The organism is Streptomyces sp. CB09001, assembly GCF_003369795.1.
Classification (GTDB): Bacteria; Actinomycetota; Actinomycetes; order Streptomycetales; family Streptomycetaceae; genus Streptomyces.
In genome coordinates this window covers 3,216,084-3,239,880 of record NZ_CP026730.1, presented here as the reverse complement: position 1 = coordinate 3,239,880, position 23,797 = coordinate 3,216,084, and the positions used below count along the sequence as shown (strand labels likewise).

Below are 23,797 nucleotides of genomic sequence, written 5' to 3'. Positions count from 1 at the left end.
CGGCCCGCCCGCCTAGATCTCCTGGGCGGGCCACCCCAGCAGCCGGGCCCCGATGACCGCGGTCTGCAGCGTGTAGCGGTGCACCGGGTCGGAGGCGTTCGCCCCGGTCAGCTGGTGGATGCGGTCCAGCCGGTAGGTGAGCGCCCGCACGCTGAGCGTGAGACGCCGGGCGGCCTCGGCCGCGGTGCAGCCGGCGTCGAAGTACACCTCCAGGGTCCGCAGCAGCGGCTCGGCACCGCCGCGGGCCTCGCGCAGCGGACCCAGCACGCTCAGCACCAGGTCGGCCATCGCCTGCCGGTCCCGGGCGAGGACCGGGTAGACCAGCATGTCCGCGGCACGCACCACGGGCTCCTCCAGGCCCAGCCGGTCGGCGAGTTCGAGGGTGCTGAGCGCCTCCTCGTAGCTGTGCACGACGCCGCCCGCGCCGCTCTGCGGGCGCCCGATGGCCACCCGGTTGCCGTCCGTGGCGGCGTAGGCCTGTTTGGCGAAGAAGGACAGCACGTCGTCCTGGTCGCCGGGCGCGATGCAGATCAACTGCCCGTTCTTGGTGGTGATCAGGACGCGTCGGTCGCCGAAACGGGAGATGAGCGCGCTCTCCACGACCCGCGTGACCGGGGCGGTGTCGTCGTACGCCTCGGGGCCCTGGGCCACCGCGACGGCGTGGTCGCGGGAGAGGACGAGCCCGAAGCGCTCGGCCCGTTCGGCGAGGCGGCCGAGATCGCTGCGCCCGTAGAGCAGGTCGTCGATGAACTCCCGTCGCGCGGCCTCCTCCTGGCGTACGGCGAGCCGCTGCGCGCGTTCGTAGCCCTCGGCGAAGGCGTCCACGGCCTGGGCGACGGCGGCGAGCACGGTGCCCGTGACGTCGGCGCCGGAGACCGTCGCACCGCGGCCGGGCCAGGACGTGCGCGTGGCGTCCAGGTGCAGCCGCACGAGACTGCGCAGGCTGTGTCCGGCTTCTGCGGCCTGCTCGCCGAAGAGCCTGCGCTCCTCCAGCTCGTCCCGGGTCGGCCGGCGCCCCGTGTCGGCGACGCCCGCCAGAATCTCGGCGTACCCGGCCAGGTACGTCTCCCGCTGCTCCGTCTGCAGGTCCGTCACCCCGCGCCTCCCCTGCCGTTCACGCCCGGTGCGCGGTGTCCGGCAACGTGAGGGTAGTCAACGCTGCCGGAAACCGGCAACGCGGAAGGCAGGGGGCAGCCGCTAACCTCCGCCGGCCCCTAAGGCCGCTGGTACGGCTGCTGACCGGACGGCCCGTACGCCTGACCGCCGCCGGCCTCCTGCGCCTGGAGCTGCTCCGCCTGCTCCCTGGTCACCTGCTGCTCGGCGCCGCAGAAGGTGCACTGGGTCGCGTACTTCGTCGAGAAGGGGAACAGCGGCACGAAGAACAGGGTGAACTTCGTGACGCGTTTCCTGAGCGTGTGCGCGGCGGGGTTGCCGCACCGGCCGCACACCAGGGTCAGTATCGCGAGTTGGTAGAGGTATCCCTTGGTGCCAAAAATGATCACGAGCTGGTCCTTCCCGGTCGGCCCCCCGCGAGCGCGCAGGACACCCAGATCTTCCCCCGGCCGCGCCTCGGCCGCTCGCGGCTTCACCGCCACGTACACGTGGGCGCCGAGTACACGTCGACCTCACATGTGCGTAGACCCCACGTACACGCAGACCCCACGTACACGTGGACTACAGGTCGCACGCCGCCGTATTTGGGTGCCGCCCCGGATGGCCCGGACGGGCCCGCGCGGGCCAGTCTGGAGCCCACTCCCCCAACCCGGCCGCTACGTCCTGGTGTGATCGTGATGTCCCACCCCGCAAGGAGAGCACATGGCCCGCCCCACTGACCGCGTCGCCCGCCCAGGGCCCCGCGTCGGGAGGAGGACCCCATGCCCGTACCCGAAGACCGCAGGCTCAGCGACATCGAGTCCCGCCTGCACCGCGAGGATCCCCAGTTCGCCCGGGCCTTCGCCGACGGCCGTCCCTGCCGCCCGCGCGAGTGCCGGTACCACCGGGCCTGGCTGCTGCTCGCCGTCGCCCTGGGCGCGCTGGCCGCCGGCATGTTCCTGGCCCACGGGCTGCTCATCGCTGCCGGGCTGGTCTTCGCCGGCATCGCCGGTGAACTCTTCGACCCGCACCGGCGCGAGCGCGGCACCCGGTCCCCGCCCTCCGGGTCCTGACCCCGGCGCGTACGGGGTGGCGGACGCGTACGGGGCGGCGGACGCGGACGCGTACGGCCCGGGGCGCGTCCGATGACCCTGTCCGAGCTGTACGTGATGCTGCTGATCGGCGGCACGGTACTGCTGGCCAGCATCGCCGCGGCCCGCGCCGCCCACCGCGTCGGCCTGCCCAGCCTGCTGCTGTTCCTGTGCGTCGGGCTCGTCGCGGGCGAGGACGGTCTCGGCCTGCGCTTCGACGACGCCCAGCTGGCCCAGGCCCTGGGCGCGGCCGCCCTCGCGCTCATCCTGGTCGAGGGCGGCCTGACCACCCGGTGGAGCGACGTACGGCGGCTGCTCGCCCCGGCCGGCGTGCTCGCCACGGTGGGCGTGGCGATCTCCGTCGTGGTGACCGCGGCGGGCGCCCACTGGCTGCTGGGGATGGACTGGCGGCTGGCCCTGCTGATCGGGGCGATCGTCTCCTCCACCGACGCCGCCGCCGTCTTCGCCGTACTGCGCGCCCTGCCGCTGCCGCGCAAGGTCAGCGTGCTGGTGGAGGCCGAGTCGGGCTTCAACGACGCGCCCACCATCATCCTGGTCCTGCTCTTCTCCACCACCGCCGACCTGCCGGGACCGCTCCCCGTCGTGGGCAACCTCCTCTTCCAGCTCGTGGTCGGCGGAGTCCTGGGCGTGGTGATCGGCCGCCTGGGCGTCGCGGCGCTGCGGCACATCGCCCTGCCCGCGACCGGCCTGTACCCGCTGGCCACCGTCGGCTTCGGCGTCATCGCCTTCGCCGCCGCAGGAGCCCTCGGGGCCAGCGGCATCATCGCCGCCTACCTCTCCGGGCTCGTTCTCGGCAACGCCAAGCTGCCCCACCGCGCGGCCACCCGCTCCTTCGCCGAGGGCGTCGGATGGCTGGCCCAGATCGGGCTGTTCGTCATGCTCGGCCTGCTCGTCGACCCGAGCGAACTGCCCTCCGCGATCCTCCCGGCCCTGGTCGTCGGCCTGGTCCTGCTGCTGCTCGCCCGGCCGGTGTCGGTGCTGCTCTGCCTGCTGCCGTTCCGCGTGCCCTGGCGTGAGCAGGTCTTCATCTCCTGGGCCGGTCTGCGCGGCGCGGTCCCCATCGTGCTCACGACCTTCCCGGTCGTGGCCGGGGTGACCGGTGCGCGCGACGCCCTGAACATCGTGTTCGTGCTCGTCGTCCTCTTCACCCTGCTCCAGGGGCCCACGCTGCCCGCCGTGGCCCGGTGGACGGGGGTGACCCGTCCGGACGCGCTGCGCGAGATCCAGGTCGAGACGGCGCCGCTCGACGTCCTGGACGCCGACCTGCTCACGGTGTCCGTCCCGGCGGGGTCGCGGCTGCACGGCGTCACCGTCTTCGAACTGCGGCTGCCGCACCCGACGGCCGTCACCCTCGTCGTCCGCGACGGCGCCAGTCTCGTACCCGACCGCGACACCGTGCTGCGCGCTGGTGACGAACTGCTGCTCATCACCACACCCCAGGTCCGGGAGGCGGCGGAACGCCGACTGCGCGCCGTCGGCCGCCGCGGCAAACTGGCCCGCTGGCTCGGCGAGCACGGCGCTCCGGAGGCGGAGCCATTGCTCCCCATGCACCCCGAAAAGCATCACAATGCGTAATAAGTGATGCGGTAAACTTCTTTACCGCGCCGTGATGCTTCGTTCCGTGATGCTTCGTCGAGCGGACGGGCGCTCAGTTCACCCAGAGGGTACGGCAGTTCGAGGAGACGGGGGCAAGCCGGATGCACCAGACGCACCGAGCCGCCCCGACCGTCGGCCCCACCGACCCCGTGAACCCCGTACGCATCGACAACACGGCCCGAGACAGCGTCCCCGAATCCTGACGCACCCACGCGCCCGCACCTGCGGCCAGTCACCCCCAGTCAGCTGAGGGCAGCAGTCCCCCCGCCGCAGCTGCGGGGAGTCGTGCCGCCGGGGCGGCACGGGTGGGCGGCGGGGGTAGCTCCCAGGCCGTTCAGGCACTGGGGGAGGCACCCCGCAAAGCCGGGCGGCGCACCCACCCGGCCCGCGCCCACCCGGCCCGCACCAACCACGCTCCCCGCACCGACCACGCACCCCCCACCGACCACGCACCCCCCACCAACCACGTACCCGCACCGATCACGGACGGACCCCGCACCGCATTCCCACCCCGCACTCCCACCCGCACCCGCACCCGCGCACGACACGCCCCGCGGCCCCGCGCACCCGCCCGCCACCGACCCACCCCGGAGGACAGACGCCCGTGCACAACACGACCGCCGTGCTCATCGAACTCGGAGCGATCATCCTCGCCCTGGGCGTCCTCGGCCGCATCGCCGGCCGCGTGGGCTTCTCGCCCATCCCCCTCTACCTGCTGGCCGGCCTCGCCTTCGGCCACGGCGGCATCCTGCCCCTGCAGGCGAGCGAGGAGTTCACCGCCACGGGCGCGGAAATCGGCGTCATCCTGCTCCTGCTCCTCCTCGGCCTCGAGTACAGCGCCTCCGAACTGGTCACCAACCTCAAGACCCAATACCCCTCCGGCGCGGTCGACTTCGTCCTGAACGCCGTACCCGGCGCCGTAGCGGCACTGGTCCTGGGCTGGGGCCCGGTGGCCGCCGTCGCGCTCGCGGGCGTCACCTGGATCTCGTCCTCCGGCGTGATCGCCAAGGTCCTCGGCGACCTGGGCCGGCTCGGCAACCGCGAGACCCCCGTCGTCCTCGGCGTCCTCGTCATCGAGGACCTCGCCATGGCCGTCTACCTGCCGATCCTCACGGCCCTGCTCGCCGGCGTCAGCCTGGCCGGCGGCACCGTCACCCTGCTGATCTCCCTGGGCACCGTCGGTGCCGTCCTGTACCTCGCGCTGCGCCACGGGCGGCTGATCAGCCGCGCGGTCTCCTCCGACAGTGCGGAAACGCTCCTGCTGGTGGTTCTCGGCCTGACCCTCGTGGTGGCGGGCCTCGCCCAGGAGCTCCAGGTCTCGGCGGCGGTCGGCGCCTTCCTCGTCGGCATCGCCCTGTCCGGCGAGGTCGCCGAGGGCGCCAGCAGCCTCCTCACCCCGCTGCGCGACCTGTTCGCCGCCGTCTTCTTCGTCTTCTTCGGGCTGTCCACCAACCCGGCCGACATCCCGCCGGTCCTGGTCCCGGCCCTGCTCCTCGCCGCCGTCACCGCCCTCACCAAGGTCGCCACCGGCTGGTACGCCGCCCACCGCGCCGGCCTGCGCGGCGCGGGCCGCTGGCGGGCGGGCGGCACGCTGGTGGCCCGCGGCGAGTTCTCGATCGTCATCGCCGGGCTCGCGGTGGGCGTCGAGCCCCGTATCGGCCCGCTGGCGACGGCGTACGTCCTCATCCTCGTCGTACTCGGCCCGCTCACGGCCCGCTTCACCGAGCCCCTCGCCCGCCGCCTCACCCGCGGCCCCCGCAAGGGTGCGCCCGTCGCCGCGTCCACTCCCGCGGAGTCGACGCACGCCAACGTGTGAGGGCGGGGCGGCGGCACGCGCACCGACGCGGGGGCTGGGCTCACTCCCGCCCGAGGATCTCCGCGGCCGTGTCGACACCCTCGCGGGTCCCGATCACGATCAGCGTGTCGCCGCCGGCCAGCCGGAAGTCCGGCCCCGGGGACGGGAGCGCCTCGGTGCGCCGCAGCACCGCGACGATGGACACCCCGGTCTCGGTACGGGTGCGGGTGTCGCCCAGCAGGCGCCCGTTCCAGTGCGACGCGGTCGAGAGCCCGATCCGCTCCGCGACCAGCCCCAGTTCGGTCGTCGACAGCAGGCTCGGGCTGTGATGGGCGGGCCTGAGCGCATCGACGACCAGGGCCGCCTCCTGCGCGTCCAGCCGCACCGACAGCGCGGCGTCGTCCGGGTCGTCCTTGCGGTACGCGCTCAGCGTCCGCGCCCCGGCAGGCTCAGCCACCACCGACAGCCGGCGCCGCTCCCGGGTGACCAGGTCGTAGCGCACCCCTATCCCCGGCAACGGTGTCCTGCTCGTACGCGCAGCACCCACGGCCGCCTCCCTGTCTCCCCGGGCCAGTCCTTCCGGCAACCCGGGACACCCTAGGTCCTGCCCGGCCGGGCGCCACCACCCCGTGCCACTCCCATACGGGTCCCTTACGCCGGACCGCCCTCCTTGTCCGGCATGACGACGAGACTGATGAGGTGGCGGACGCGGCCGTCGTCCGGTCGGTGCCCGGTGCGACGGGCGACCACGGCCTCAAGCTCCGCGACGAGTTCGGTGAACTCCTCGTCCCTCAGCCAGACCGCGCCCTGCCGATAGAGGACGCCTTCGCGGACGGGCTCGGTGTCGTCGCGGGAGAGGTAGCGGTCGAAGTCGGCCATGAGGGCGCCGGTGAAGACGGTGAAGGCCTGCCGGTGGTCGTCCTTGGTCATGGCGGCGCGGGCATCCTCGTCGACCAGGGCCTCGTCCTGGCGCACCCGGTAACTGCGCTCGACGGTGCCGCGTACACGTCTCTCCTGGCTCACCTCCAGGACACCGGCCTCGGTGAGGGTGGCCATGTGCCGGTACATGGACGCGGGCGAGACGTCGGGGAGCCGTTCGCGCAGCTGAGCCGTGGTCAGTTCACCGGCACCGACCAGGGTTTGGAGGATGCGCATGCGGACCGGGTGGAGAAGGAGATTCGAGGTAGCCATGAGGCTCATGTTCTCACATCTGATAACGTTCTCGTAGTTGAGAGAAATCGAGAGAGGCGGAGCCTTGCCCGAAACCGACCTGACGGTCACCGCGGACGACGGGACCTCGCTGGCCGGCACTCTGAGCCTTCCCGCCGGCCCCGGACCGCACCCCGCCGTCCTCCTGCTGCACGGCTCGGGCCCCTTGGACCGCGAGGGCAACACGCCCAGGCTGCCGCTGAACCTCGGGCGCCCGTTGGCCGACACCCTGGCCGCGGCGGGCCTCGCCACGCTGCGCTACGACCGGCGCGGCGCGGGTGCCACGCCCGGCGTCTGGGAGGAGAGCGGCTTCACCGACAACCGCCGCGACGCCGGCGCCGCCCTGCGCGCTCTGGCCGCGCACCCCGACATACGCCCCGACGCCGTCGGCGTCGTCGGCCACAGCGAAGGCGCGCTGCACGCGATGTCCCTCGCCGCCCGGCAGGAGGTGGCGGCGGCGGTACTGCTGGCCGGGTTCGCCCGCGAGGGTGAGGCGGCCTTCCGCTGGCAGGCGGCGTCGGTCCTCGGGGGCATGCCCGCCCCGGTCCGCCTCCTGCGCCGCCCGCTGGGCGCTCTGGGCGAGCGCGTCCTGGCCCGCGTCAAGCGCACCCGCACCGACGTGGCGCGCATCGCCGGTCTCCGGGTCAACGCCCGCTGGATGCGCGAGATGCTCGTCCACGACACCCGTGACGACCTGGCCGCCGTCCCGGCCGCGGTCCCCGTGCTCGCCGTCACCGGCGACAAGGACATCCAGGTGCCTCCCGCCGACCTGGACGAGATCCGGCGCTTGGTGCCCGGCGGCGACACCGAGATCCACCGCGTCCCCGACCTGACCCATGTACTGCGCCGCGACACGGGCCGGCCCACGCTCCGTGCCTACCGTCGCCTCCTGCGCGAACCGGTCGACCCGGAGCTGCTCGCCCTCGTCGCGACCTGGCTCCGGACCCGCCTGGGCGAGCCCTCGGGCGCCCCCGCGGAGAAGCGGCGTACGACCCGCTCCTGACCTCGACGAATCAACGTCGGGCGCGCCCGTCACACATCACGCCCGTCACACATCACGCACGTCACCCATCACACGCGTCACCCATCACACGCGTCACTCATCAGCCGCGTGACCCGTCACCACGGACAATCGAAGGTTTGGCATGCTCACTTCAGGAACTGTGTCGCAGGGCACCTCACTCGGCGCATCCGTTCACACCGCCGCCGCACCGGCTCCCGGCCGCCACTACCGCGCCGACCTGACCCTCTTCATGGTCATCGCCTTCGCCGTGAGCTGGCTCTCCTGGGGTACGGCGATCGCGCTGGGCGGCACGGAGACGAACGAAGCCGCCAACGCCCCCTACATGCTCGGCGCCTTCGGCCCCCTGATAGGCGCCCTCGTCATCCGCGTGCGCCGCCGCCGACGCGGCGAACCGGTCCCGGAGCACGTGGTCCCCTTCCGGGCGGCACTCCTGCTCAAGGCCGTACTGCTGCTGGTACTGGGCTCGGCGACCGTACTGGCCGCCGCCCTGCTGGCGAGCCGTGCGGGCGGCCCCGAGCTGGGCATGGACGTGGCGAAGGACGCCGTCGACGACTTCGGCGGGCCCGCCGCGTTCCTCGTCGGCATGCTGGTCAGCGGCCCGCTGTCCGAGGAGCCGGGCTGGCGGGGCACCGCCTACCCGAGGCTGCGCGAGAAGCTGGGCACCCTCCAGGTCTGTCTGGTCCTGGGCGTCACCTGGGCCGTGTGGCACCTCCCGCTCTTCTTCATCGACGGCACCGTCCAGCACGACCTGGGCCTCGCTACCCCGAGCGGTGTCCTGTTCGTCGTCAGCAACATCCCGATGGCCATGCTGGTCACCGCCGCCTACGAGCGAGCCGGCATCGTCGCCTCGATCGCGGTGCACTTCGCGGTCAACGCGACGATGATCCTGCTCGCCGTGGAGGAGCCGGAGGTGCAGGCCATGACCCTCGGCATCCAGAGCCTCACGGTGACGGCGCTCCTGCTCACCCACCGCACGGGACGGCGACGCCCGTAAACTCCGCGACCATGACGGACGATCTCCGCTTCACGGTCCTCGGCAGCGCGAGTCCGTACCCCCGGGCAGGGAATCCCTGCTCGGGGTACCTCGTCGAGGGCGGAGGCGTAGGCGATCGAGGTGTCGGCGTCGGTGGCGATCGAGGTGGCGGTGGCAGGGACGCCCGACTGTGGATGGACGCCGGAAGCGGGACGCTCGGCGCGCTGCGCGAGCACATACGCCTGGACCAGCTCGACGCCATCTGGATCTCCCACCTGCACGCGGACCACTGCTCCGACCTGCTGACCGCGTACTACGGCCTGCTGTACGCGGACGTCGAACTCGCCGCCCCCGTCCCCCTGCTGGCTCCGCCCGGCATCGCCGACCGACTCGCCGGCTTCCTCACCAACGGCCCGCGGCGGAGCCCGGTCGAGGACGCCTTCCGGGTCGTCGAACTCCACGACCGTCACCGCGTCCGGATCGGCGGCCTCACGCTCACCAGCCGCGCCGTGTCGCACGGGATGCCCGCCTTCGGGGTCCGCGTCGAGACCGAGGACGGTGCCTGTCTCGCCTACTCCGGGGACAGCGCCCCCTGCGAGGCGCTCACCGCGCTCGCCGACGACTGCACGGTGCTGCTGTGCGAGGCCGACTCCGCGCAGGCGCCACCGGACGGCACCGAGGCGGTGCACCACACTCCGGAGCAGGCGGGTACGACCGCTGCTACCGCCGGTGCGCACCGCCTGGTCGTCACCCATCTCGGCCCGTTCCTGGAGCCGTCGGCCGCTCTCGACCGGGCGGCGACGCGCTACGCGGGCCCGGTGGAGTACGCGGCGCCCGGCCGCACCTTCGTGGTGGCCTGAGCGCGGCCCGGCTCGCTCGGCCCGGCTGCTCGGCTGCACGCCTACGCGACCGGAAAGTCGAAGTACGTGTCCGGGTGCGGTTCCTCCCTCAGCGTGTAGTGCCACCACTCGCAGTCGTAGGAGACGAAACCGCAGGCAGCCATGATCGAGCGCAGATGCCGGCGGTTGGCCGCCTCGACCCGCGAGACTTCTTGGGCGTTGTGATGCGATATCGCGTCCATGAGGTCGTGGTCGCCGCCCATGGCCACCAGTTCACCGGTAGTCAGGTGATACAGCGTCAAGTCCACGGTGCCGCCGCGGCTGTGCCCGGACCTGGCGGCCACGTACCCCTTGTCGAACATCTCGGCCCTGCCGATGTTGGGATAGTGCCGGGCCTTCGTCCGGCCGTCCTCCGGCTGCTGTGACCAGCGGAGGAAACAGTCCACGGCGCGCTGCGGGCGGTAGCCGTCCCAGAGGAGCAGCCCGAAGCCGAGTGTTTCGGCCCGCTCCTGTGCCTTTCCCAGAGCCGCGCACAGGGCCTTCGTGCCGACGATCCGGTTCGCCAGGTATCCGTCCACGGGTTTGCCGGTGAAGTTGTCCCAGGTGGCGTACTTGGCGTCCCACCGGATTCCGGACACCAGCTCGTCCACGAAGGCGAAGTCCCCGGTCATCGGAGCTTCCCTGTCAACGCCAGGGACAGCATCCGGTCGATCACCTCGGAGAGCGGCAGGCCCGCGGCCGCCATCATCCTCGGATAGCGGCTGTACGAGGTCATGCCGGGCAGGGTGTTGACCTCGTTGAGGACGACTTCCCCGTCCTCCTTGAGGAACATGTCCACCCGGGACAGCCCCCGGCATCCCAGGGCTTGGTACACGGCCTTCGCGGTCTCCTGGACGAGCGACCGCTTCTCCGCCGGGATGTCGGCGGGAACGACCGGCGTCGAGTTCTCCGAGCCGCTCTCGGGCTCCTCCTCCTGGTGGATCCGGAAGAATCCGTGGGAGAGAGCTATGTGGTCCACCTCGCCCGCGATCAGGTCGGGGTCGTTCCCCAGGATGGCGCAGCCGATCTCGCTGCCGACGACGGCCGCTTCGATCAGCACCTTCGTGTCGTACCGCCGGGCGGACTCCACCGCGGTTGCCAGGTCTTCCGGCCGGGACACCTTGCTGACGCCGAAGGACGACCCCGAACGGGCCGGCTTCACGAAGACGGGATACGTGAGCCGGTCGGGATCGATGGTCTCGTCCCCCGCCACGGTCCAGAAGTCCGGTGTGGCGATCCCGGCGCTCCTGGCGACGACGTACGCGAGGGACTTGTCCATGCACAGGGCGGAGCTCTGGACGTCGCAGCCCACGTACGGAATGCCGGAGAGCTCCAGCAACCCCTGCGTCGCACCGTCCTCGCCGAGGGTGCCGTGCAGGACGGGAAGGACGACGTCCAGGCGGACCGTCCGGTACCGCCCCTGATCCAGGACGAGCAGCCCGTGCACGCTCCGGTCCGGTGACAGCACGACCGGACGGCAGTCGCCGTTCTCCCAGTCCGGGCCGGGACCGTCGCAGAGCCTCCAGGCACCGTCCTTCGTGATCCCCACGAAGAAGGGCTGGTACTTCTCGGTGTCGAGGTTGCGTGCGACCTCCTGGGCCGACTTGACGGATACGGCGTGTTCTTCGGAAGAGCCCCCGAATACGATGCCGACCTTCAACCTGGCCAACTTGTCCGACTCAGCCATGCTGTTTCCTGCTTCCGAAATTCAGGCAGTTGATGATGGAGTTCTCGACCGTGTCCCTCAGGGCGTGGTCGGTGTAATAGGCGGTGTGCGGGCTGATGAGTACGTTCGGCATCTTCTGCAGCCGCGGCAGCCATGTGCTTTCGATGGTTCTGTTTCTGCAGTCGGCGTAGAAGACTCCTTCCTCGCCCTCGATGACATCCAGCGCCGCACCGCTCAATCTGCCGCTCTCCAACGCCGGGACCAGTGCCTCGGTGTCGATGAGTGGGCCACGGCCGGTATTGATGACGAACGCGCCCCTTTTCATCCGCCGGATACGTCGCTGCTCGAGGAGGTGATGCGTCTCCGGGGTCAGCGGTACATGAAGCGACACGATGTCGCTCGACCGCAGCAACTCGTCGAGAGAGACGTAATCTGCCGCGACGGTGGGCCGATTTCCGTGGGCCAGTACGCGGGAGCCAAAACCCCGCAGCCTGTCCACGACCGCCGCACCGATGCGCCCCGTTCCGATCACCCCGACGGTCAGGTCGCGCAGCTCCTTCCCGCGTACCTCGTTCAGCCGGTAGTCGTGCAGCTCCGCGCGGCGGACGGTGGATTTCGCGTTGCGCACCGCCATCAGCATGAGCATCAGGGTGTAGTCGGCCACGCTGTCGGGGGAGTAGACGACGTTCTCGACGGATATCCCCATACCGGTCGCGTATTCCACGTCGATGTGGTTGTAGCCGATACTCCGAGTGGATATGTACGTCACGCCGACTCGGTGGAGTGCGCGGAGGGTGGCAGGTGTGACCGGGGTCTTGTGCCCGATGCTGATGCATTGGTTTCCGGCCGCCAGTTCGACGTTTTCTTCGGATACGGCGGCCTCCGTGAGAGTCGCCTCGACGCCGAAATGCGGCGCCGACCGACGGAACAAGACGGCCTCGTCCTGCCCGCAGCCGTAAACCGTGAGTCCCGTTGTCGGAAGGAACGTTGGCGGGGGAGGGATCGAGGAGGTCGTGGAGAAGGTCATGTCTCCATTCAACGCGCCTCTGTGTTGCCGTCCCGTATGCACTTTTCGATATCCTGACGATATATTACCGATCGGTAAGTCCGGGTTGGAGATCGCTCATCGCCCACGTCGCTTCATGTAGAGGTCGAAGGTCCTGTACACCAGCGGTCGCAGCGGCAGGTCCCACTCGCCCACGTACCGCACCGCCCGACCGCCGGTGCCGACCTTGAACTGGATCAGCCCGACGTGGGGGTCGTCCGCGTCGAGGGTCGGAGTGATGCCGCGCAGGTCGTAGACGTCGCAGTCGGCGGCGAGCGCGTCGCGGATCATCGCCCACTGGCAGGCGTTGGAGCCACGCACCTCGCGCTTCCCGGTGGACGAGGCGCCGTAGGCGTACACCGCGTGGGTGCCGACGCGGACCATGACGGTGGCGGCGACCAGGTCGCCCCGGTGGCGGGCCAGGTAGAGCTTGATTCGCTCGGGGTCCTCGGCACCGAGCACGGCGAACATGGTCGCGAAGTAGCGCAGCGGCCGGGGCGTGAAGCGGTCGCGCTCGGCGGTGTGGACGTAGAGGTCGTGGAACGCCTTCACGTCGTCCGTGACCGCCGGCTCTCCGACCGTGACATCCCCGCCCGCCGACTCCCCGACCTTGGCATCTCCGAGCGTGGCATTCCCGAGCGTGACCTCGACGCCCTCCTTGGCTGCCTTCCGTATGTTGCGCCGCCAGAGCTGGTTCATGCCTCTGAGCAGGTCGTCCTCGGTTCTTCCGGCCAGGGGGACCTCGTACTTGAACTGCGGATGGCCGACCCCGAAGCCGTCCTCCGGGCTCTGTGGCAGCCAGCCGGTGTCCCTGAGCCGGCCGGTCACGTGGGCGCCGACCGGATCGGTCCACCGGGTGGGCAGTGCGGTGAGCCGCCGCGTGTCCGGATCGGCGATGCCTTCTTTGATCTCGTCGGCGCTCCAGACGTCCGTGCACACCGGCGGACCGAGCCGGATCGCGAACGCGCCGCGCGCCTTGAGATACGCGGCCAGCGGATCGAGCCACGCGGCGATGTCGCCGGTCCAGTCGATGACCGGGCCCTCGGGCAGATAGGCCAGCGTGAAGCGCTCGAGCCGTGGCACCGGCCGGTGCAGGACGAGCCCGGCACCGACCAGCCGCCCGCCGTCGTACCAGCCCAGGGACTCGCTGCGCCACTCGGTCTTGACCCGCCCCCAGGCCGGAGTCTGCAGAAAGCTGACCGAACGCTGTGCCCGCACGAACGCCAGGTGCTCGGCAGCGCTGATCGGCCGGACGGTCGGCCGCGTCGGGGCCGCTGTTCGTACTGGTTCGCTGTAGGCCATGCCACCAGTCAAGGCGGCGGGGTGTTGCCGACGCGTATGCGGTTTTCGATACGCCGACGATATGTTCCGGGCAGGGCAGGGCAGGGCAGGGCAGGGCCGACCGCGCCCTGCCCGTCAGACGATGCTCACCAGGCCAACCAGACTCACCAGCTGACCCCGGCCGCCACGGGCAGATGGTCGCTGCCGGTGGCGGGCAGCGTCCACGAATCGGTCGGCTTCACGCCGCGCACCAGAATCTGGTCGATCCGCGCCACCGGGAACTTCGCCGGCCAGCTGAAGCCGAACCCGTCCCCGGCCGTGTCCTGGACCGAGTGCAACTGCGAGGTGATGCCCGCCAACGCGCGGTCGTCCACGGTGCCGTTCAGGTCGCCGAGCAGCGCGACCCGCTCACTGCGGTCGGCGGCGAGGACCTCGCCGAGTGCCTGCGCGTTCCGGTCGCGGGAGTCGGTCCAAAATCCCGTCCGGGGAGTGAGCCGTACGGAGCCCAGGTGGGCCACGTACACGACCAGCGGGCCCTTGTCCGTGGCCACCGTGGTGCGCAGCGCCCGGTTGCCGGCCATCGTGACGTCGGCCGGTTTGGTGTCCGCCAGCGGCCCGTAGTCCGTCGCGATGTCGACCGGCCGTGTGCCCGACAGCGGCAGCTTGCTCCACACCCCGACCGTGCCCTGCACCGTGTGGCACGGGTACTCCCTGGCCAGCCCCTTCTCGTACACACCCCGGTCCTGTGCGGTGATCTCCTCCAGCGCCAGCACGTCCACTCCGGAAGCGGCCAGGTCGCGGGCGGTGCCGGCCGGGTCCCGGTTCTCGGCGCCGACGTTGTGGGAGGCCATGGTGAGGTCGCCACCCGAGCCGGACTTGTCGCCGAGCAGCCCGCCGAAGAGGCTCAGCCACACGGTGACCGGCAGCACCAGCGCGGTCACCGCGGCGGGGGAGCGGCGCCACAGCGCTCCGGCGGCCAGCACGGGGACGAACAGGCCGAACCACGGCAGGAAGGTCTCGACCAGGCTGCCGACGGACCCGAACCGGTTCGGAATCTCCGCGTGCAGCATCATCACGAGGCCCAGCAGCAGCGCCGACACCGTGAGCACCGGCGCACGCTTCCAGAGCTCCGGCCGTACGGCGCCGCGGAGCGCCGCCCGTGAAAGCCGTCTCAGTGCCGGTGCCGGTGCCGGTGCCGGTGAAGGTGCAGGTGTCGCTGTGGCCGGCGGTGGTGGGACTGCTGGGGCCGACGGTACTGGTGGTGCCGGTGGCGAGGTCTGACGCATACGCCCAGTGAAGGCGGCGCGGTGTTGTCGGCACGTATGCGGTTTTCGATATGCCGACGATATGTGGCGACTCGTAACCTCGACACCATGCGTGTGCTGATTGTCGAGGACGAGCCCTACCTGGCGGGGGCGATCCGCGACGGCCTGCGCCTGGAGGCCATCGCGGCCGACATCGCAGGCGACGGCGACACCGCGCTCGAGCTGCTGAGCGTCAACGCCTACGACATCGCGGTGCTCGACCGTGACATCCCCGGCCCGTCCGGTGACGAGATCGCCGAACGCATCGTCGCCTCCGGCAGTGGCATGCCGATCCTCATGCTCACCGCGGCCGACCGCCTCGACGACAAGGCCTCCGGCTTCGGACTCGGCGCCGACGACTACCTGACCAAGCCGTTCGAACTGCAGGAGCTCGCGCTCAGGCTCCGGGCACTCGACCGCAGGCGCGCCCACAGCAGGCCTCCGGTGCGGGAGGTCGCCGACCTGCGCCTCGACCCGTTCCGCAGGGAGGTCTACCGGAGTGGCCGCTACGTCGCGCTGACCAGGAAGCAGTTCGCGGTACTCGAAGTGCTGGTAGCCGCCGAGGGCGGTGTCGTCAGCGCTGAGGAACTCCTGGAACGCGCATGGGACGAGAACGCCGACCCCTTCACCAACGCCGTCCGCATCACCGTCTCGGCCCTGCGCAAGCGCCTCGGCGAACCGTGGATCATCGCCACCGTGCCGGGCGTCGGCTACCGCATCGACACGGCACCCGTCACCGAGTCGGTGGGCGGCGACCGTGGATAGGCGGCCCGGCCTGAGCGTCCGCCTGAAGCTCACCCTCAGCTACGCGGGATTCCTCATGCTCGCGGGTGCTCTGCTGCTCGTAGCCGTGGGGGTGTTCCTCGTGCGACAGGGGTGGTTGATCACCAATGAATGGGGGGCGGTGAGAGCGACCCCGGGCACGATCTTCCTCCGCAGTTTCGCCCCGACGGCAGCCTGGGTCATGGCGTTCCTCCTGGTGTTCGGCCTCGTGGGCGGATGGCTCCTCGCCGGACGCATGCTCGCTCCCCTGGACCGGATCACCGAAGCCACCCGCACGGCCGCGACCGGGTCCCTCTCCCACCGCATCCGGCTGCCGGGTCGCAGGGACGAATACCGCGAATTGGCCGACGCCTTCGACGAGATGCTCGCCCGCCTAGAAGACCACGTGGCCGAACAGCGGCGCTTCGCGGCCAACGCCTCGCACGAGCTGCGCACCCCGCTGGCCGTCTCGAAGGCCATACTCGACGTGGCCCGCACCGACCCGCACCAGGACCCCGGCGAGATCATCGACCGCCTCCACGCCGTGAACACCAGGGCGATCGACCTCACGGAGGCCCTGCTCCTGCTCAGCCGCGCTGGCCAGCGCTCCTTCACCCGGGAACAGGTCGACCTGTCCCTCCTCGCGGAGGAAGCCACCGAGACCCTGCTCCCCTTCGCGGAGAAGCACGGCGTCACCCTCGAAACCAGCGGCGACGTGACCCCCGCCCTCGGATCACCGGCCCTCCTCCTTCAACTCACCACGAACCTCGTCCACAACGCGATCGTCCACAACCTCCCCGGCCGGGGCAGAGTCTGGATCCACACCACCCCCGGCCCTCACACCACGCGGCTCGTCGTCGAGAACACCGGCGACCTGATCAGCCCCCGCCAGGCCTCGACCCTCACGGAACCATTCCAACGCGGCACGGAACGCGTACACACCGACCACCCGGGCGTCGGCCTCGGCCTGGCCATCGTCAACACCATCACCGAGGCCCACGACGGCACCCTCACCCTCACACCACGCCCCACCGGCGGCCTCCGCGTCACGGTGCAACTACCGGCGGCCTCGGCGCACACCGGCAGGTGAGCCATGGAGACCGCGCCGGGCCGCCCGCCGGCTCAGCGTCATAAGCGGGGTCAAGGGCGGCCGCCGCCGTCCCTGAGCCGACGGGGGCTCGGTCGACGGCTGTTCTCCGGGACCGCCGGTGCCTCGTTGAGCTTCCGGCTGACCTGTAGACGTCTGTCGGGTCAGTCGGCGAGTATCCGCGGGTGACAGATGAAGCCGATCACCGGAAACCGCTCAGACGGAGCCCGAAAAGCATCCGCTTCGTCGAACTGTCCGGCAGGGTGATGTCCGCTTTGCTGGACGGAGACCTGGCTGGAGCCGGCAGGATGGCCGGGGTTCCGCTGACCGAGTACTTCGTGACCGACGGAGCACGGTGGCTGTGGCGGTTCCGGCTCGACCAGATGGCCGCCGATCCCGACCACTCGCGGTGGATGGTGCGGCAGGCGGTCGTCGGCGACAAGGACCTCGTCGTGGGACATGCCGGGTTCCACGGACCTCCTGATGAGGTCGGCATGGTCGAGATCGGCTACTCCGTCGCTCCCGACTTCCGTCGCCAGGGATACGCCCGATCCATACTGACCGAGTTGCTTCGCCGGGCAGCAGCCGAACCCGCGGTCACGACCGTACGAGCGGCGGTCAGCCCCGACAACGTGGCGTCCCTGGCCACGATCTCGGGCTTCGGCTTCGTCGAGGTCGGCGAGCAGTGGGACGAAGAGGACGGTCTCGAACTCGTCTTTGAGGCCCCCGCCTGAAGCGTCGACACGGTGGTGCAGGGGCGATGGGCGTACCTCAGGATTGGTTGCCGCACGCCCTGGTGCGCCAAGTAGCTGCTGACGCTGTGGAGGGTGACAGGTGCAGAGGAGGAAAAGGCTTGGGCGCTGAGGCCGGTTACGGGACACAGGTCGAAGTGCTCGCGGGCCTGCTGGAGGTTCTCGGTGATGCGGCAATGGTTCTCCCTTATGACGAGGACAGCACGTTTGCCGCACTGAGCTTGAGCCGCTTCGGCGCTGTTGGGTCCTCTCGGCTGGACTGGCGAGGTGCCGAAGTCCTACGGAGCTCTGCAGCGTTCGACGGCGCGGAGCTCCGGAGGATGCTGTGCGAGCTGGCAAGCCCGGGTGAGCCCGTCCAGGACGGCGAGGGGTTCACCGCCGGTCGGGTGCCTCAATGACGTCGTCGCGGTCATGGACGCGGGAAGCGTTGGTCACGCAGCTGGACACGCAGACGAAACAGGTGAGGCACCTACTCAATTGAGTAGGTGCCTCACCTGGTACTTCACTGTCGGGGTGGCGGGATTTGAACCCACGACCTCTTCGTCCCGAACGAAGCGCGCTACCAAGCTGCGCCACACCCCGATCGTCGCTGCTCGTCGCGGCGACGTCGTTTACTTTAGCCCACCGGTGGCCGGAGACGAAATCCGGTTTATCGGGGGCGGCGGAGCGGGTCCGGGCGGATGTGGTCCAGGGCTACGAGGAGTACGGCCAGGGCGTAGAGGGCGAGGCCGATGAGGAGGGCGTTGCCGAGGACGATCTTGTAGCCGTGCTGGGCGACGTCGAGGAAGGGGTAGAGGTAGCGGCCCTGGGTGCCGGGGAGGAGCAGCTCGCCGCGGGCCAGCGAGAAGGCCAGGTAGGCCAGGGGGTACAGGAGCCATGCGGGGGCCTGGCGCAGGTGCAGGCGGCCGGCGGGGGTGAGGAGGAGCCAGTCCAGGGCTGCGGCCACCGGTACCGCCGTGTGGAGGATGTGGGTCGCGGCGGTCTGCCAGGCCGTGCCGGTGCCGTCGGGCGTGGCGAACGGGCTCGACGTGTGCGCCAGGAGCACGTGGTGGACCAGGGCGGCGGCGATGACGTAGAAGAGGGCCGCACCCGTGAGGGCGCTCGGCAGGGGGTGGTGGGCGGACCAGGCGCACCGGGCGGAGGCGAGCATGACCAGGGCCAGCAGGATGCCGCTCTGGATCGTGAAGTGGCTCAGGGCCGTCGTGGCCGGGATACCGGCAGCGAGCAGTTCGATCGCCACGCCGGTCAGGGCCAGCAGGGCGGTCAGGCCACGGAAGGCGGCGACCGGGCGACGGCGGGCCGGGATCAGTACGGCACGGGCCGGTACGACGGTGGGTGGCAGGACGACGTGGCCCGGGATCGGGGGGAGGTCCGGGAGGTCCCGCGGTATCGGGGCTGTCATGACCTCAACGTAGACAGACCGGACATGGCGGGCTATGTGGGTGGGCCGTGTGGGTTACCCCCCGGCGACCGTCTGGATTCTCCCGCAGGCTCCCCCCGAGGTCGGTCAGCTCTCCCGGCCCACCAGCGTCAGCAGCGTCGCCTCCGGTGGGCAGGCGAAGCGGAACGGGGTGTATCGGTTCGCGCCGCAGCCGGCCGAGACGTGGAGGTGGGCCGTGTGACCGTCGGACGTGTGCGTGGACAGGCCCTTCACGCGGTCGGTGTCCAGGTCGCAGTTGGTGACCAGGGCGCCGTAGAAGGGGATGCACAGCTGGCCGCCGTGGGTGTGGCCGGCCAGGATCAGGGGGTAGCCGTCCGCCGTGTAGGAGTCCAGGACGCGCAGGTACGGCGCGTGGACCACGCCCATCGAGAAGTCGGCCGTGGGGGACGGGCCGCCGGCCACCTCCGTGTACCGGTCCCGTTTGATGTGCGGGTCGTCCAGTCCCGTCAGCTCGACGGACATGCCCTCGATCTTGAGCGTGCCTCGGGTGTTCGTCAGGTTCTGCCAGCCCGCGGCGTCGAAACCGTCACGCAGGTCCTCCCACGGGTTGTGGACGGCACCGACGACGGGCGGGTTGCCGTTGAGGCCGTGGCGGCCCTGGACCTTCTCGAGCAGGTACCGGGCGGGGTTGCGGGGCCGGGGCCCGTAGTAGTCGTTGGAGCCGAAGACGTAGGCGCCCGGGAACTCCATCAGGGGTCCCAGGGAGTCCAGGACCTCGGGGACTCCCTCCGGGTCGGACAGGTTGTCGCCGGTGTTGATCACGAAGTCGGGACGCAGCCCGGCCAGCGACCGCAGCCAGCGCTGCTTCTTGCGCTGACCGCCGACCATGTGGATGTCGGAGACCTGGAGCACCCGCAGGGGACGCATCCCGGACGGGAGGACGGGGACCGTCACCCGCCGGAGGCGGAAGGAGCGGGGCTCGACCCCCGCCGCGTAGATCAGACCGGCGGCGCCAACCGCCGTCATTCCCAGGGGTACTCCGTATCGCGCGCGCATACGTCCATCGTCTCAGAAGCGACGGGGAAGCAGCGGTGGGAGGCCGTCCGCGGTCGCCTTCACCGGGGGCGCGGAAATGAGCGGGCGCCGTTCCTCGCGTACCTGCGACAATCAGGTCCATGACCACGCTCAAGGCGAAGCTGCACGACGACCTCAACTCCTCGATCAAGGAGCGCGACGAGCTCCGCTCCTCGACGCTCCGGCTGACGCTGGCCGCGATCACCAAGGAGGAGGTCGCGGGGAAGGAGAAGCGCGAGCTCTCCGACGACGAGGTGCAGAAGGTGATCACCCGCGAGGCGAAGAAGCGCCGCGAGGCCGCCGAGGCCTTCGCCCAGGGCGGCCGCGCCGAGCAGGCCGAGCGGGAGAAGGCGGAGGGCGAGGTGCTCGCCGCCTACCTGCCCAAGCAACTCTCCGACGACGAGCTGGACGCGATCGTCGCGCAGGCCGTGCAGGAGGCGAAGGCGGCCGGTGCCGAGGGGCCGCGGGCCATGGGCGCCGTGATGAAGATCGTGAACCCGAAGGTGGCCGGGCAGGCCGAGGGCGGCCGGGTCGCCGCCGCGGTGAAGAAGCTCCTGGCCGGCTGAGCCACCGCGGCGTCCTTGCGACGCGCGGATGAAGCCGGTTACGCCGGTAACACCTGTGAGGGCCCTCTCCGCAGTCGCGGGGAGGGCCCTCACAGGTGAAGGGAACGGGTCAGCGGCGTCCGCCGGGACCGTTGCCCGGGCCCTGGATCAGGTTGCCCGGGAAGCCGCCGTCCCCGCCGCCGCCGTCGCCGGCGGTGCCGCCGTTGGTCAGGCCGGCGATGAAGCCGTCGTCGTCGCCGTTGTTCCCGTCGTCGGGCTTGTCCTCGTCGCGGCCCTTGTCCTTGTCCTTGTTCTTGTCCTTGTCCTTGTTCTTGTCGCCGTCCGGGATGTCGACGAGGTTGAACGAGGGGGAGTCCTTGCCCGACAGGGCGCCGGTCATGGCGTCCTTCCAGATCGGGCCCGGGACCGCGCCACCGAAGACGAGGGGGTGGTAGACGCCGCCGATCGTGATGTCCTTCATCTCGACCTCCTGGCTGGCGCTGCCGACCCAGACGGCGCCCGACATGTTCGGCGTGTAGCCGACGAACCAGGCGTTCTTGCGCTCGTCGGTCGTACCCGTCTTGCCGGCGTTGGCGCGGTCGCTCAGACCGGCCGCCTTACCGGTACCGGAGTCGACCACGCCCTGCAGCAGGGTGTTCACGCTGTCCGCGGTCTTCTCGGTCATGGCGCGCGAGCACGTCGACTTCGGCACCTCGAGCGACTTCTGCTTGTTGCCGACCTTCTGGGTGATCGACTCGATCGCGACCGGCGTGCAGTACATGCCGCGCGAGGCGAAGGTCGCGTAGGCGCTGGCCATCGTCAGCGGGGACATACCGACCGAGCCGAGGGCGAGGGCCGAGGGGTTCTGCGGCAGCTTGTCCCCGTTGCCCTGGTGGACGTGGAGCTTGTCCGCCATGGACGCGACCGGGCACAGACCGATGTCGGCGAGCATCTGGACGAAGTAGGTGTTGACCGACTTGGCCATCGCCTCCTTCAGCCGGTACGGGCCGACCTCCGACTCGTTCTCGTTCTCGAGGCGGTAGCCCGAGTCGTTGATCCAGGGCTTGTCACAGGTCTGGATGGGGCTCGGGTAGTCCATGTCGTACGGCGACGAGTACTCCTTCGTCGCCGGTACGTTCTCCTCCAGGGCCGCGGCCGCCAGGAACGGCTTGAACGTCGAACCCGTCGGGAAGCCGTAGTTGGAGCCGCCGACCGCGTGGTCGACCGAGTAGTTGATCTCGGTCTCGTTCTTGCCGTAGCCGTACGGCTTCGACTGGCCCATGGCGACGATCCGGCCGGTGCCGGGTTCGACCAGGGTGCTGGCCGCGGCGACCGAGTCCGACTTGTTGACGTGGTCCTTGAGGGACTGGTGCACCGACTCCTGGGCCTGCGGGTCGAGCGTCGTGCGGATGGTCAGGCCGCCCTGGTTCCAGACCTTGGCCCGGTCCTTGCGGGTCTTGCCGAAGACCGGTTCGCTCAGGAAGACCTCGCGCACGTAGTCGCAGAAGAAGCTCGCGTCGTTCACGGCCGTGATGCAGCCGTTCTTCGGCCTGCTGACCTTCAGCCCGAGCGGTGCCTTCTTCGCCTTCTCGGCCTGGGCCGGGGAGATGTCGCCGACCTGGGCCATGCGGTTCAGGACGATGTTGCGCCGCTTGGTGGCCTCCGCCTCGTCGTTGACCGGGTCGTACCGGCTGGGCGACTGGACGATGCCGGCCAGGAGGGCGGCCTCCTGGACGGTGAGATCCTTGGCGTGCTTGGAGAAGTAGCGCTGGGAGGCCGCCTCGACGCCGTAGGCCTGCTGGCCGAAGAAGGTGATGTTCAGGTAGTTCTCGAGGATCTTCTTCTTGCCCAGCTCCTCCTCGACCTGGATCGCGAGCTTCAGCTCCTGGATCTTGCGGCCGATGGTCTGCTGGGTGGCCTGGGCGACCTTCGTCGCGTCGTCGCCCGCCTCCTCCACGAAGACGTTCTTGACGTACTGCTGCGTGAGCGTGGAGGCGCCCTCGGAGACCTCGCCGCTGCGCGCGTTCTTGTTGAGGGCGCGCAGGACGCCCTTGAGGTCGATCGCGCCGTGCTCGTAGAAGCGGGAGTCCTCGATCGCGACGATCGCCTTCTGCATGTACGGCGAGATGTCCTTGAGGTCCACCACCGTCCGGTCGCGCGAGTAGACCGTGGCGATGGTGCCGCCCTCGGCGTCGAGGATGGTGGTGCGCTGGCTCAGCGGGGGAGTCTTCAGGTTGGTCGGGAGGGCGTCGAAGCCCTCCACCGACCCCTTGGCGGCCAGCCCCAGCGCGCCCACGGCGGGCAACGCGATGCCGGCCAGCACTGCTCCCGCGAGCACACTGACACCGAGGAACTTGGCGGCCTGCTGCGTTGGCGACAGACCACCGCCCGAGCGCTTCTTTGGCATGGAGGCAGCCTACGTTCTCATTCGCCGGACACGCGTATATGCCTTGGCCTAAGCTGCACTCAACTGTCACAGCAGTGAGGCCACGTATCAATACGTCCGGCGACCCCGAATCGTTCCGGATCCGCTCGATTTTTTTCCGAGGGGCCCCGCTGGGGGGCGCGTTGGTGTGTACCGGCGCGTGCCACGGCGTGTGGGGTGCGTGTCCGAATCCGCCTTGTGTGTCAACCGGTGTCCGTTGTGGCGCAACAGAGATGACCTGAATGTCGGGATCGTCGCGCATGTCGCCAGCTCACTCCCCCGGGTGATCTGCCGCTTACCCATAGTCCGTTCGGGCCATTCAAGATTGGGCCCGAAGGGGGTGTTGCGCTGTGCCCACCTTCCGTAACGTCCTCAACTGGCGGCGGTGAATATGCCGCTGCCGCCGTGGGGGAGCCTCGATTCGGGAGAGGACGGCGCCGGTATGGGCTGGGTAACCGACTGGAGTGCGCAGGCCGCCTGCCGCACTACCGATCCGGACGAACTGTTCGTTCAGGGAGCAGCGCAGAACAGGGCCAAGGCGGTGTGCACCGGATGTCCGGTGCGGACCGAGTGCCTGGCCGACGCGCTGGACAACCGCGTCGAGTTCGGCGTGTGGGGAGGCATGACGGAGCGGGAACGCCGCGCACTGCTGCGCAGGCGGCCCACCGTGACCTCCTGGCGCCGGCTCCTCGAGACGGCGCGGACGGAGTACGAACGAGGGGTCGGCATCGTGCCCCTCGACGACGACGAGGTGTACGAGAACTACGCGGCCGTGGGCTGAGCCCCGAGGCCGCAC

Annotated in this window: 24 protein-coding genes and 1 tRNA gene; 12 read left to right on the top strand and 13 right to left on the bottom strand. The window is 70.4% G+C overall.

The window, feature by feature from the left end; all coding sequences use genetic code 11:
- Positions 1-12: 12 nt before the first annotated feature.
- A complete protein-coding gene (locus C4J65_RS14800; RefSeq protein WP_115742833.1) occupies positions 13-1,095 on the bottom strand; it encodes a helix-turn-helix domain-containing protein in 1,083 nt (360 codons plus the stop codon).
- Positions 1,096-1,214: 119 nt separating this feature from the next.
- The gene (locus C4J65_RS14795) at positions 1,215-1,502 is read right to left on the bottom strand and encodes a zinc-ribbon domain-containing protein (protein ID WP_115746458.1); all 288 of its coding nucleotides are present in this window, start codon (positions 1,500-1,502) and stop codon (positions 1,215-1,217) included.
- Between the two features lie 372 nt (positions 1,503-1,874).
- Between C4J65_RS14795 and C4J65_RS14790 the strand changes: the two genes are divergently transcribed.
- The 3 genes from C4J65_RS14790 to C4J65_RS14775 all read left to right on the top strand — a co-directional run bounded on the left by C4J65_RS14790 (position 1,875) and on the right by C4J65_RS14775 (position 5,616).
- On the top strand, positions 1,875-2,165 hold the full coding sequence (locus tag C4J65_RS14790) for a DUF3040 domain-containing protein (protein ID WP_115742832.1): 291 nt from the start codon (positions 1,875-1,877) through the stop codon (positions 2,163-2,165).
- Between the two features lie 72 nt (positions 2,166-2,237).
- Entirely contained in the window at positions 2,238-3,779 is a 1,542-nt protein-coding gene (locus tag C4J65_RS14785) for a potassium/proton antiporter (RefSeq protein WP_115742831.1), read from the top strand.
- 625 nt (positions 3,780-4,404) lie between these two features.
- Positions 4,405-5,616 carry a cation:proton antiporter gene (locus C4J65_RS14775; protein ID WP_115742829.1) on the top strand — a complete coding sequence of 404 codons (1,212 nt, stop codon included), beginning with the start codon at positions 4,405-4,407 and terminating at the stop codon, positions 5,614-5,616.
- Between the two features lie 40 nt (positions 5,617-5,656).
- On the opposite strand, the gene C4J65_RS14770 is transcribed toward C4J65_RS14775, so the two are convergent.
- Complete coding sequence (locus C4J65_RS14770) at positions 5,657-6,142, bottom strand: TrkA C-terminal domain-containing protein (protein ID WP_115742828.1); 486 nt, start codon at positions 6,140-6,142, stop codon at positions 5,657-5,659.
- Positions 6,143-6,246: 104 nt separating this feature from the next.
- Entirely contained in the window at positions 6,247-6,786 is a 540-nt protein-coding gene (locus tag C4J65_RS14765) for a helix-turn-helix domain-containing protein (protein ID WP_115742827.1), read from the bottom strand.
- Between the two features lie 64 nt (positions 6,787-6,850).
- Here C4J65_RS14765 and C4J65_RS14760 point away from each other — a divergent pair, with 64 nt between their 5' ends.
- The 3 genes from C4J65_RS14760 to C4J65_RS14750 all read left to right on the top strand — a co-directional run bounded on the left by C4J65_RS14760 (position 6,851) and on the right by C4J65_RS14750 (position 9,661).
- Positions 6,851-7,807, top strand: coding sequence for an alpha/beta fold hydrolase (locus tag C4J65_RS14760; RefSeq protein ID WP_115742826.1), 957 nt, complete (start codon positions 6,851-6,853; stop codon positions 7,805-7,807).
- A 142-nt stretch (positions 7,808-7,949) separates the two neighbouring features.
- Positions 7,950-8,822, top strand: coding sequence for a CPBP family intramembrane glutamic endopeptidase (locus tag C4J65_RS14755; protein ID WP_240330424.1), 873 nt, complete (start codon positions 7,950-7,952; stop codon positions 8,820-8,822).
- Between the two features lie 11 nt (positions 8,823-8,833).
- Positions 8,834-9,661, top strand: a complete 828-nt coding sequence (locus tag C4J65_RS14750) for an MBL fold metallo-hydrolase (RefSeq protein WP_115742825.1) — start codon at positions 8,834-8,836, stop codon at positions 9,659-9,661.
- A gap of 41 nt (positions 9,662-9,702) precedes the next feature.
- On the opposite strand, the gene vanX is transcribed toward C4J65_RS14750, so the two are convergent.
- From vanX to vanJ, 5 genes are all read right to left on the bottom strand, one after another.
- The gene (gene vanX, locus C4J65_RS14745; protein ID WP_115742824.1) at positions 9,703-10,311 is read right to left on the bottom strand and encodes a D-Ala-D-Ala dipeptidase VanX; all 609 of its coding nucleotides are present in this window, start codon (positions 10,309-10,311) and stop codon (positions 9,703-9,705) included.
- Positions 10,308-11,348 (bottom strand): D-alanine--(R)-lactate ligase VanA-Sc, encoded by a 1,041-nt coding sequence (gene vanA-Sc / locus C4J65_RS14740; protein ID WP_115746456.1) that lies wholly within the window; start codon positions 11,346-11,348, stop codon positions 10,308-10,310. Before vanA-Sc ends, vanX begins: the two co-directional genes overlap by 4 nt.
- Positions 11,349-11,358: 10 nt before the next feature.
- Positions 11,359-12,372: a D-lactate dehydrogenase VanH-Sc gene (vanH-Sc, locus tag C4J65_RS14735; protein WP_115742823.1), complete on the bottom strand. Its 1,014-nt coding sequence runs from the start codon at positions 12,370-12,372 to the stop codon at positions 11,359-11,361.
- Positions 12,373-12,468: 96 nt separating this feature from the next.
- The gene (locus tag C4J65_RS14730) at positions 12,469-13,692 is read right to left on the bottom strand and encodes a peptidoglycan bridge formation glycyltransferase FemA/FemB family protein (RefSeq protein WP_115742822.1); all 1,224 of its coding nucleotides are present in this window, start codon (positions 13,690-13,692) and stop codon (positions 12,469-12,471) included.
- A 143-nt stretch (positions 13,693-13,835) separates the two neighbouring features.
- The gene (vanJ, locus tag C4J65_RS14725; RefSeq protein ID WP_115746455.1) at positions 13,836-14,846 is read right to left on the bottom strand and encodes a teicoplanin resistance protein VanJ; all 1,011 of its coding nucleotides are present in this window, start codon (positions 14,844-14,846) and stop codon (positions 13,836-13,838) included.
- Between vanJ and C4J65_RS36060 the strand changes: the two genes are divergently transcribed.
- The 4 genes from C4J65_RS36060 to C4J65_RS14710 all read left to right on the top strand — a co-directional run bounded on the left by C4J65_RS36060 (position 14,831) and on the right by C4J65_RS14710 (position 17,558).
- Positions 14,831-14,968 (top strand): hypothetical protein, encoded by a 138-nt coding sequence (locus C4J65_RS36060; RefSeq protein ID WP_162832942.1) that lies wholly within the window; start codon positions 14,831-14,833, stop codon positions 14,966-14,968. The two genes, vanJ and C4J65_RS36060, sit on opposite strands and share 16 nt — an antisense overlap.
- 76 nt (positions 14,969-15,044) lie before the next feature.
- Positions 15,045-15,740: a VanSc-type vancomycin resistance response regulator transcription factor VanR gene (gene vanR-Sc / locus C4J65_RS14720; protein WP_115742821.1), complete on the top strand. Its 696-nt coding sequence runs from the start codon at positions 15,045-15,047 to the stop codon at positions 15,738-15,740.
- The gene (vanS-Sc, locus tag C4J65_RS14715; protein WP_115742820.1) at positions 15,733-16,827 is read left to right on the top strand and encodes a VanSc-type vancomycin resistance histidine kinase VanS; all 1,095 of its coding nucleotides are present in this window, start codon (positions 15,733-15,735) and stop codon (positions 16,825-16,827) included. The genes vanR-Sc and vanS-Sc overlap by 8 nt, the downstream gene beginning before the upstream one ends.
- A 305-nt stretch (positions 16,828-17,132) precedes the next feature.
- Positions 17,133-17,558: a GNAT family protein gene (locus tag C4J65_RS14710; RefSeq protein ID WP_346265877.1), complete on the top strand. Its 426-nt coding sequence runs from the start codon at positions 17,133-17,135 to the stop codon at positions 17,556-17,558.
- A 526-nt stretch (positions 17,559-18,084) separates the two neighbouring features.
- On the opposite strand, the gene C4J65_RS14700 is transcribed toward C4J65_RS14710, so the two are convergent.
- The 3 genes from C4J65_RS14700 to C4J65_RS14690 all read right to left on the bottom strand — a co-directional run bounded on the left by C4J65_RS14700 (position 18,085) and on the right by C4J65_RS14690 (position 20,013).
- A tRNA-Pro gene (locus C4J65_RS14700) sits at positions 18,085-18,158 on the bottom strand.
- Between the two features lie 67 nt (positions 18,159-18,225).
- Complete coding sequence (locus C4J65_RS14695) at positions 18,226-18,978, bottom strand: Pr6Pr family membrane protein (protein ID WP_115742817.1); 753 nt, start codon at positions 18,976-18,978, stop codon at positions 18,226-18,228.
- A gap of 105 nt (positions 18,979-19,083) precedes the next feature.
- On the bottom strand, positions 19,084-20,013 hold the full coding sequence (locus C4J65_RS14690; protein WP_115742816.1) for a metallophosphoesterase: 930 nt from the start codon (positions 20,011-20,013) through the stop codon (positions 19,084-19,086).
- Between the two features lie 119 nt (positions 20,014-20,132).
- Between C4J65_RS14690 and C4J65_RS14685 the strand changes: the two genes are divergently transcribed.
- Positions 20,133-20,597 (top strand): GatB/YqeY domain-containing protein, encoded by a 465-nt coding sequence (locus tag C4J65_RS14685; RefSeq protein WP_087790088.1) that lies wholly within the window; start codon positions 20,133-20,135, stop codon positions 20,595-20,597.
- Positions 20,598-20,706: 109 nt separating this feature from the next.
- Here C4J65_RS14685 and C4J65_RS14680 read toward each other — a convergent pair whose 3' ends face one another.
- On the bottom strand, positions 20,707-22,983 hold the full coding sequence (locus C4J65_RS14680; protein WP_115742815.1) for a transglycosylase domain-containing protein: 2,277 nt from the start codon (positions 22,981-22,983) through the stop codon (positions 20,707-20,709).
- A gap of 460 nt (positions 22,984-23,443) precedes the next feature.
- On the opposite strand from C4J65_RS14680, the gene wblA reads away from it, so the two are divergent.
- The gene (gene wblA, locus C4J65_RS14670) at positions 23,444-23,782 is read left to right on the top strand and encodes a transcriptional regulator WblA (protein ID WP_011029097.1); all 339 of its coding nucleotides are present in this window, start codon (positions 23,444-23,446) and stop codon (positions 23,780-23,782) included.
- Positions 23,783-23,797 lie beyond the last annotated feature (15 nt).

What these genes read in the sequence shown, in the direction of transcription:
- C4J65_RS14790 (WP_115742832.1), top strand. Translation starts at nt 1,875, where the DNA reads ATGCCCGTACCCGAAGACCGCAGGCTCAGCGACATCGAGTCCCGCCTG.
- C4J65_RS14785 (WP_115742831.1), top strand. Translation starts at nt 2,238, where the DNA reads ATGACCCTGTCCGAGCTGTACGTGATGCTGCTGATCGGCGGCACGGTA.
- C4J65_RS14765 (WP_115742827.1), bottom strand. Translation starts at nt 6,786, where the DNA reads ATGGCTACCTCGAATCTCCTTCTCCACCCGGTCCGCATGCGCATCCTC.
- C4J65_RS14755 (WP_240330424.1), top strand. Translation starts at nt 7,950, where the DNA reads ATGCTCACTTCAGGAACTGTGTCGCAGGGCACCTCACTCGGCGCATCC.
- C4J65_RS14750 (WP_115742825.1), top strand. Translation starts at nt 8,834, where the DNA reads ATGACGGACGATCTCCGCTTCACGGTCCTCGGCAGCGCGAGTCCGTAC.
- vanX (WP_115742824.1), bottom strand. Translation starts at nt 10,311, where the DNA reads ATGACCGGGGACTTCGCCTTCGTGGACGAGCTGGTGTCCGGAATCCGG.
- vanH-Sc (WP_115742823.1), bottom strand. Translation starts at nt 12,372, where the DNA reads ATGACCTTCTCCACGACCTCCTCGATCCCTCCCCCGCCAACGTTCCTT.
- C4J65_RS14730 (WP_115742822.1), bottom strand. Translation starts at nt 13,692, where the DNA reads ATGGCCTACAGCGAACCAGTACGAACAGCGGCCCCGACGCGGCCGACC.
- vanR-Sc (WP_115742821.1), top strand. Translation starts at nt 15,045, where the DNA reads ATGCGTGTGCTGATTGTCGAGGACGAGCCCTACCTGGCGGGGGCGATC.
- C4J65_RS14710 (WP_346265877.1), top strand. Translation starts at nt 17,133, where the DNA reads ATGGCCGGGGTTCCGCTGACCGAGTACTTCGTGACCGACGGAGCACGG.
- C4J65_RS14695 (WP_115742817.1), bottom strand. Translation starts at nt 18,978, where the DNA reads ATGACAGCCCCGATACCGCGGGACCTCCCGGACCTCCCCCCGATCCCG.
- C4J65_RS14690 (WP_115742816.1), bottom strand. Translation starts at nt 20,013, where the DNA reads ATGCGCGCGCGATACGGAGTACCCCTGGGAATGACGGCGGTTGGCGCC.
- C4J65_RS14685 (WP_087790088.1), top strand. Translation starts at nt 20,133, where the DNA reads ATGACCACGCTCAAGGCGAAGCTGCACGACGACCTCAACTCCTCGATC.
- C4J65_RS14680 (WP_115742815.1), bottom strand. Translation starts at nt 22,983, where the DNA reads ATGCCAAAGAAGCGCTCGGGCGGTGGTCTGTCGCCAACGCAGCAGGCC.
- wblA (WP_011029097.1), top strand. Translation starts at nt 23,444, where the DNA reads ATGGGCTGGGTAACCGACTGGAGTGCGCAGGCCGCCTGCCGCACTACC.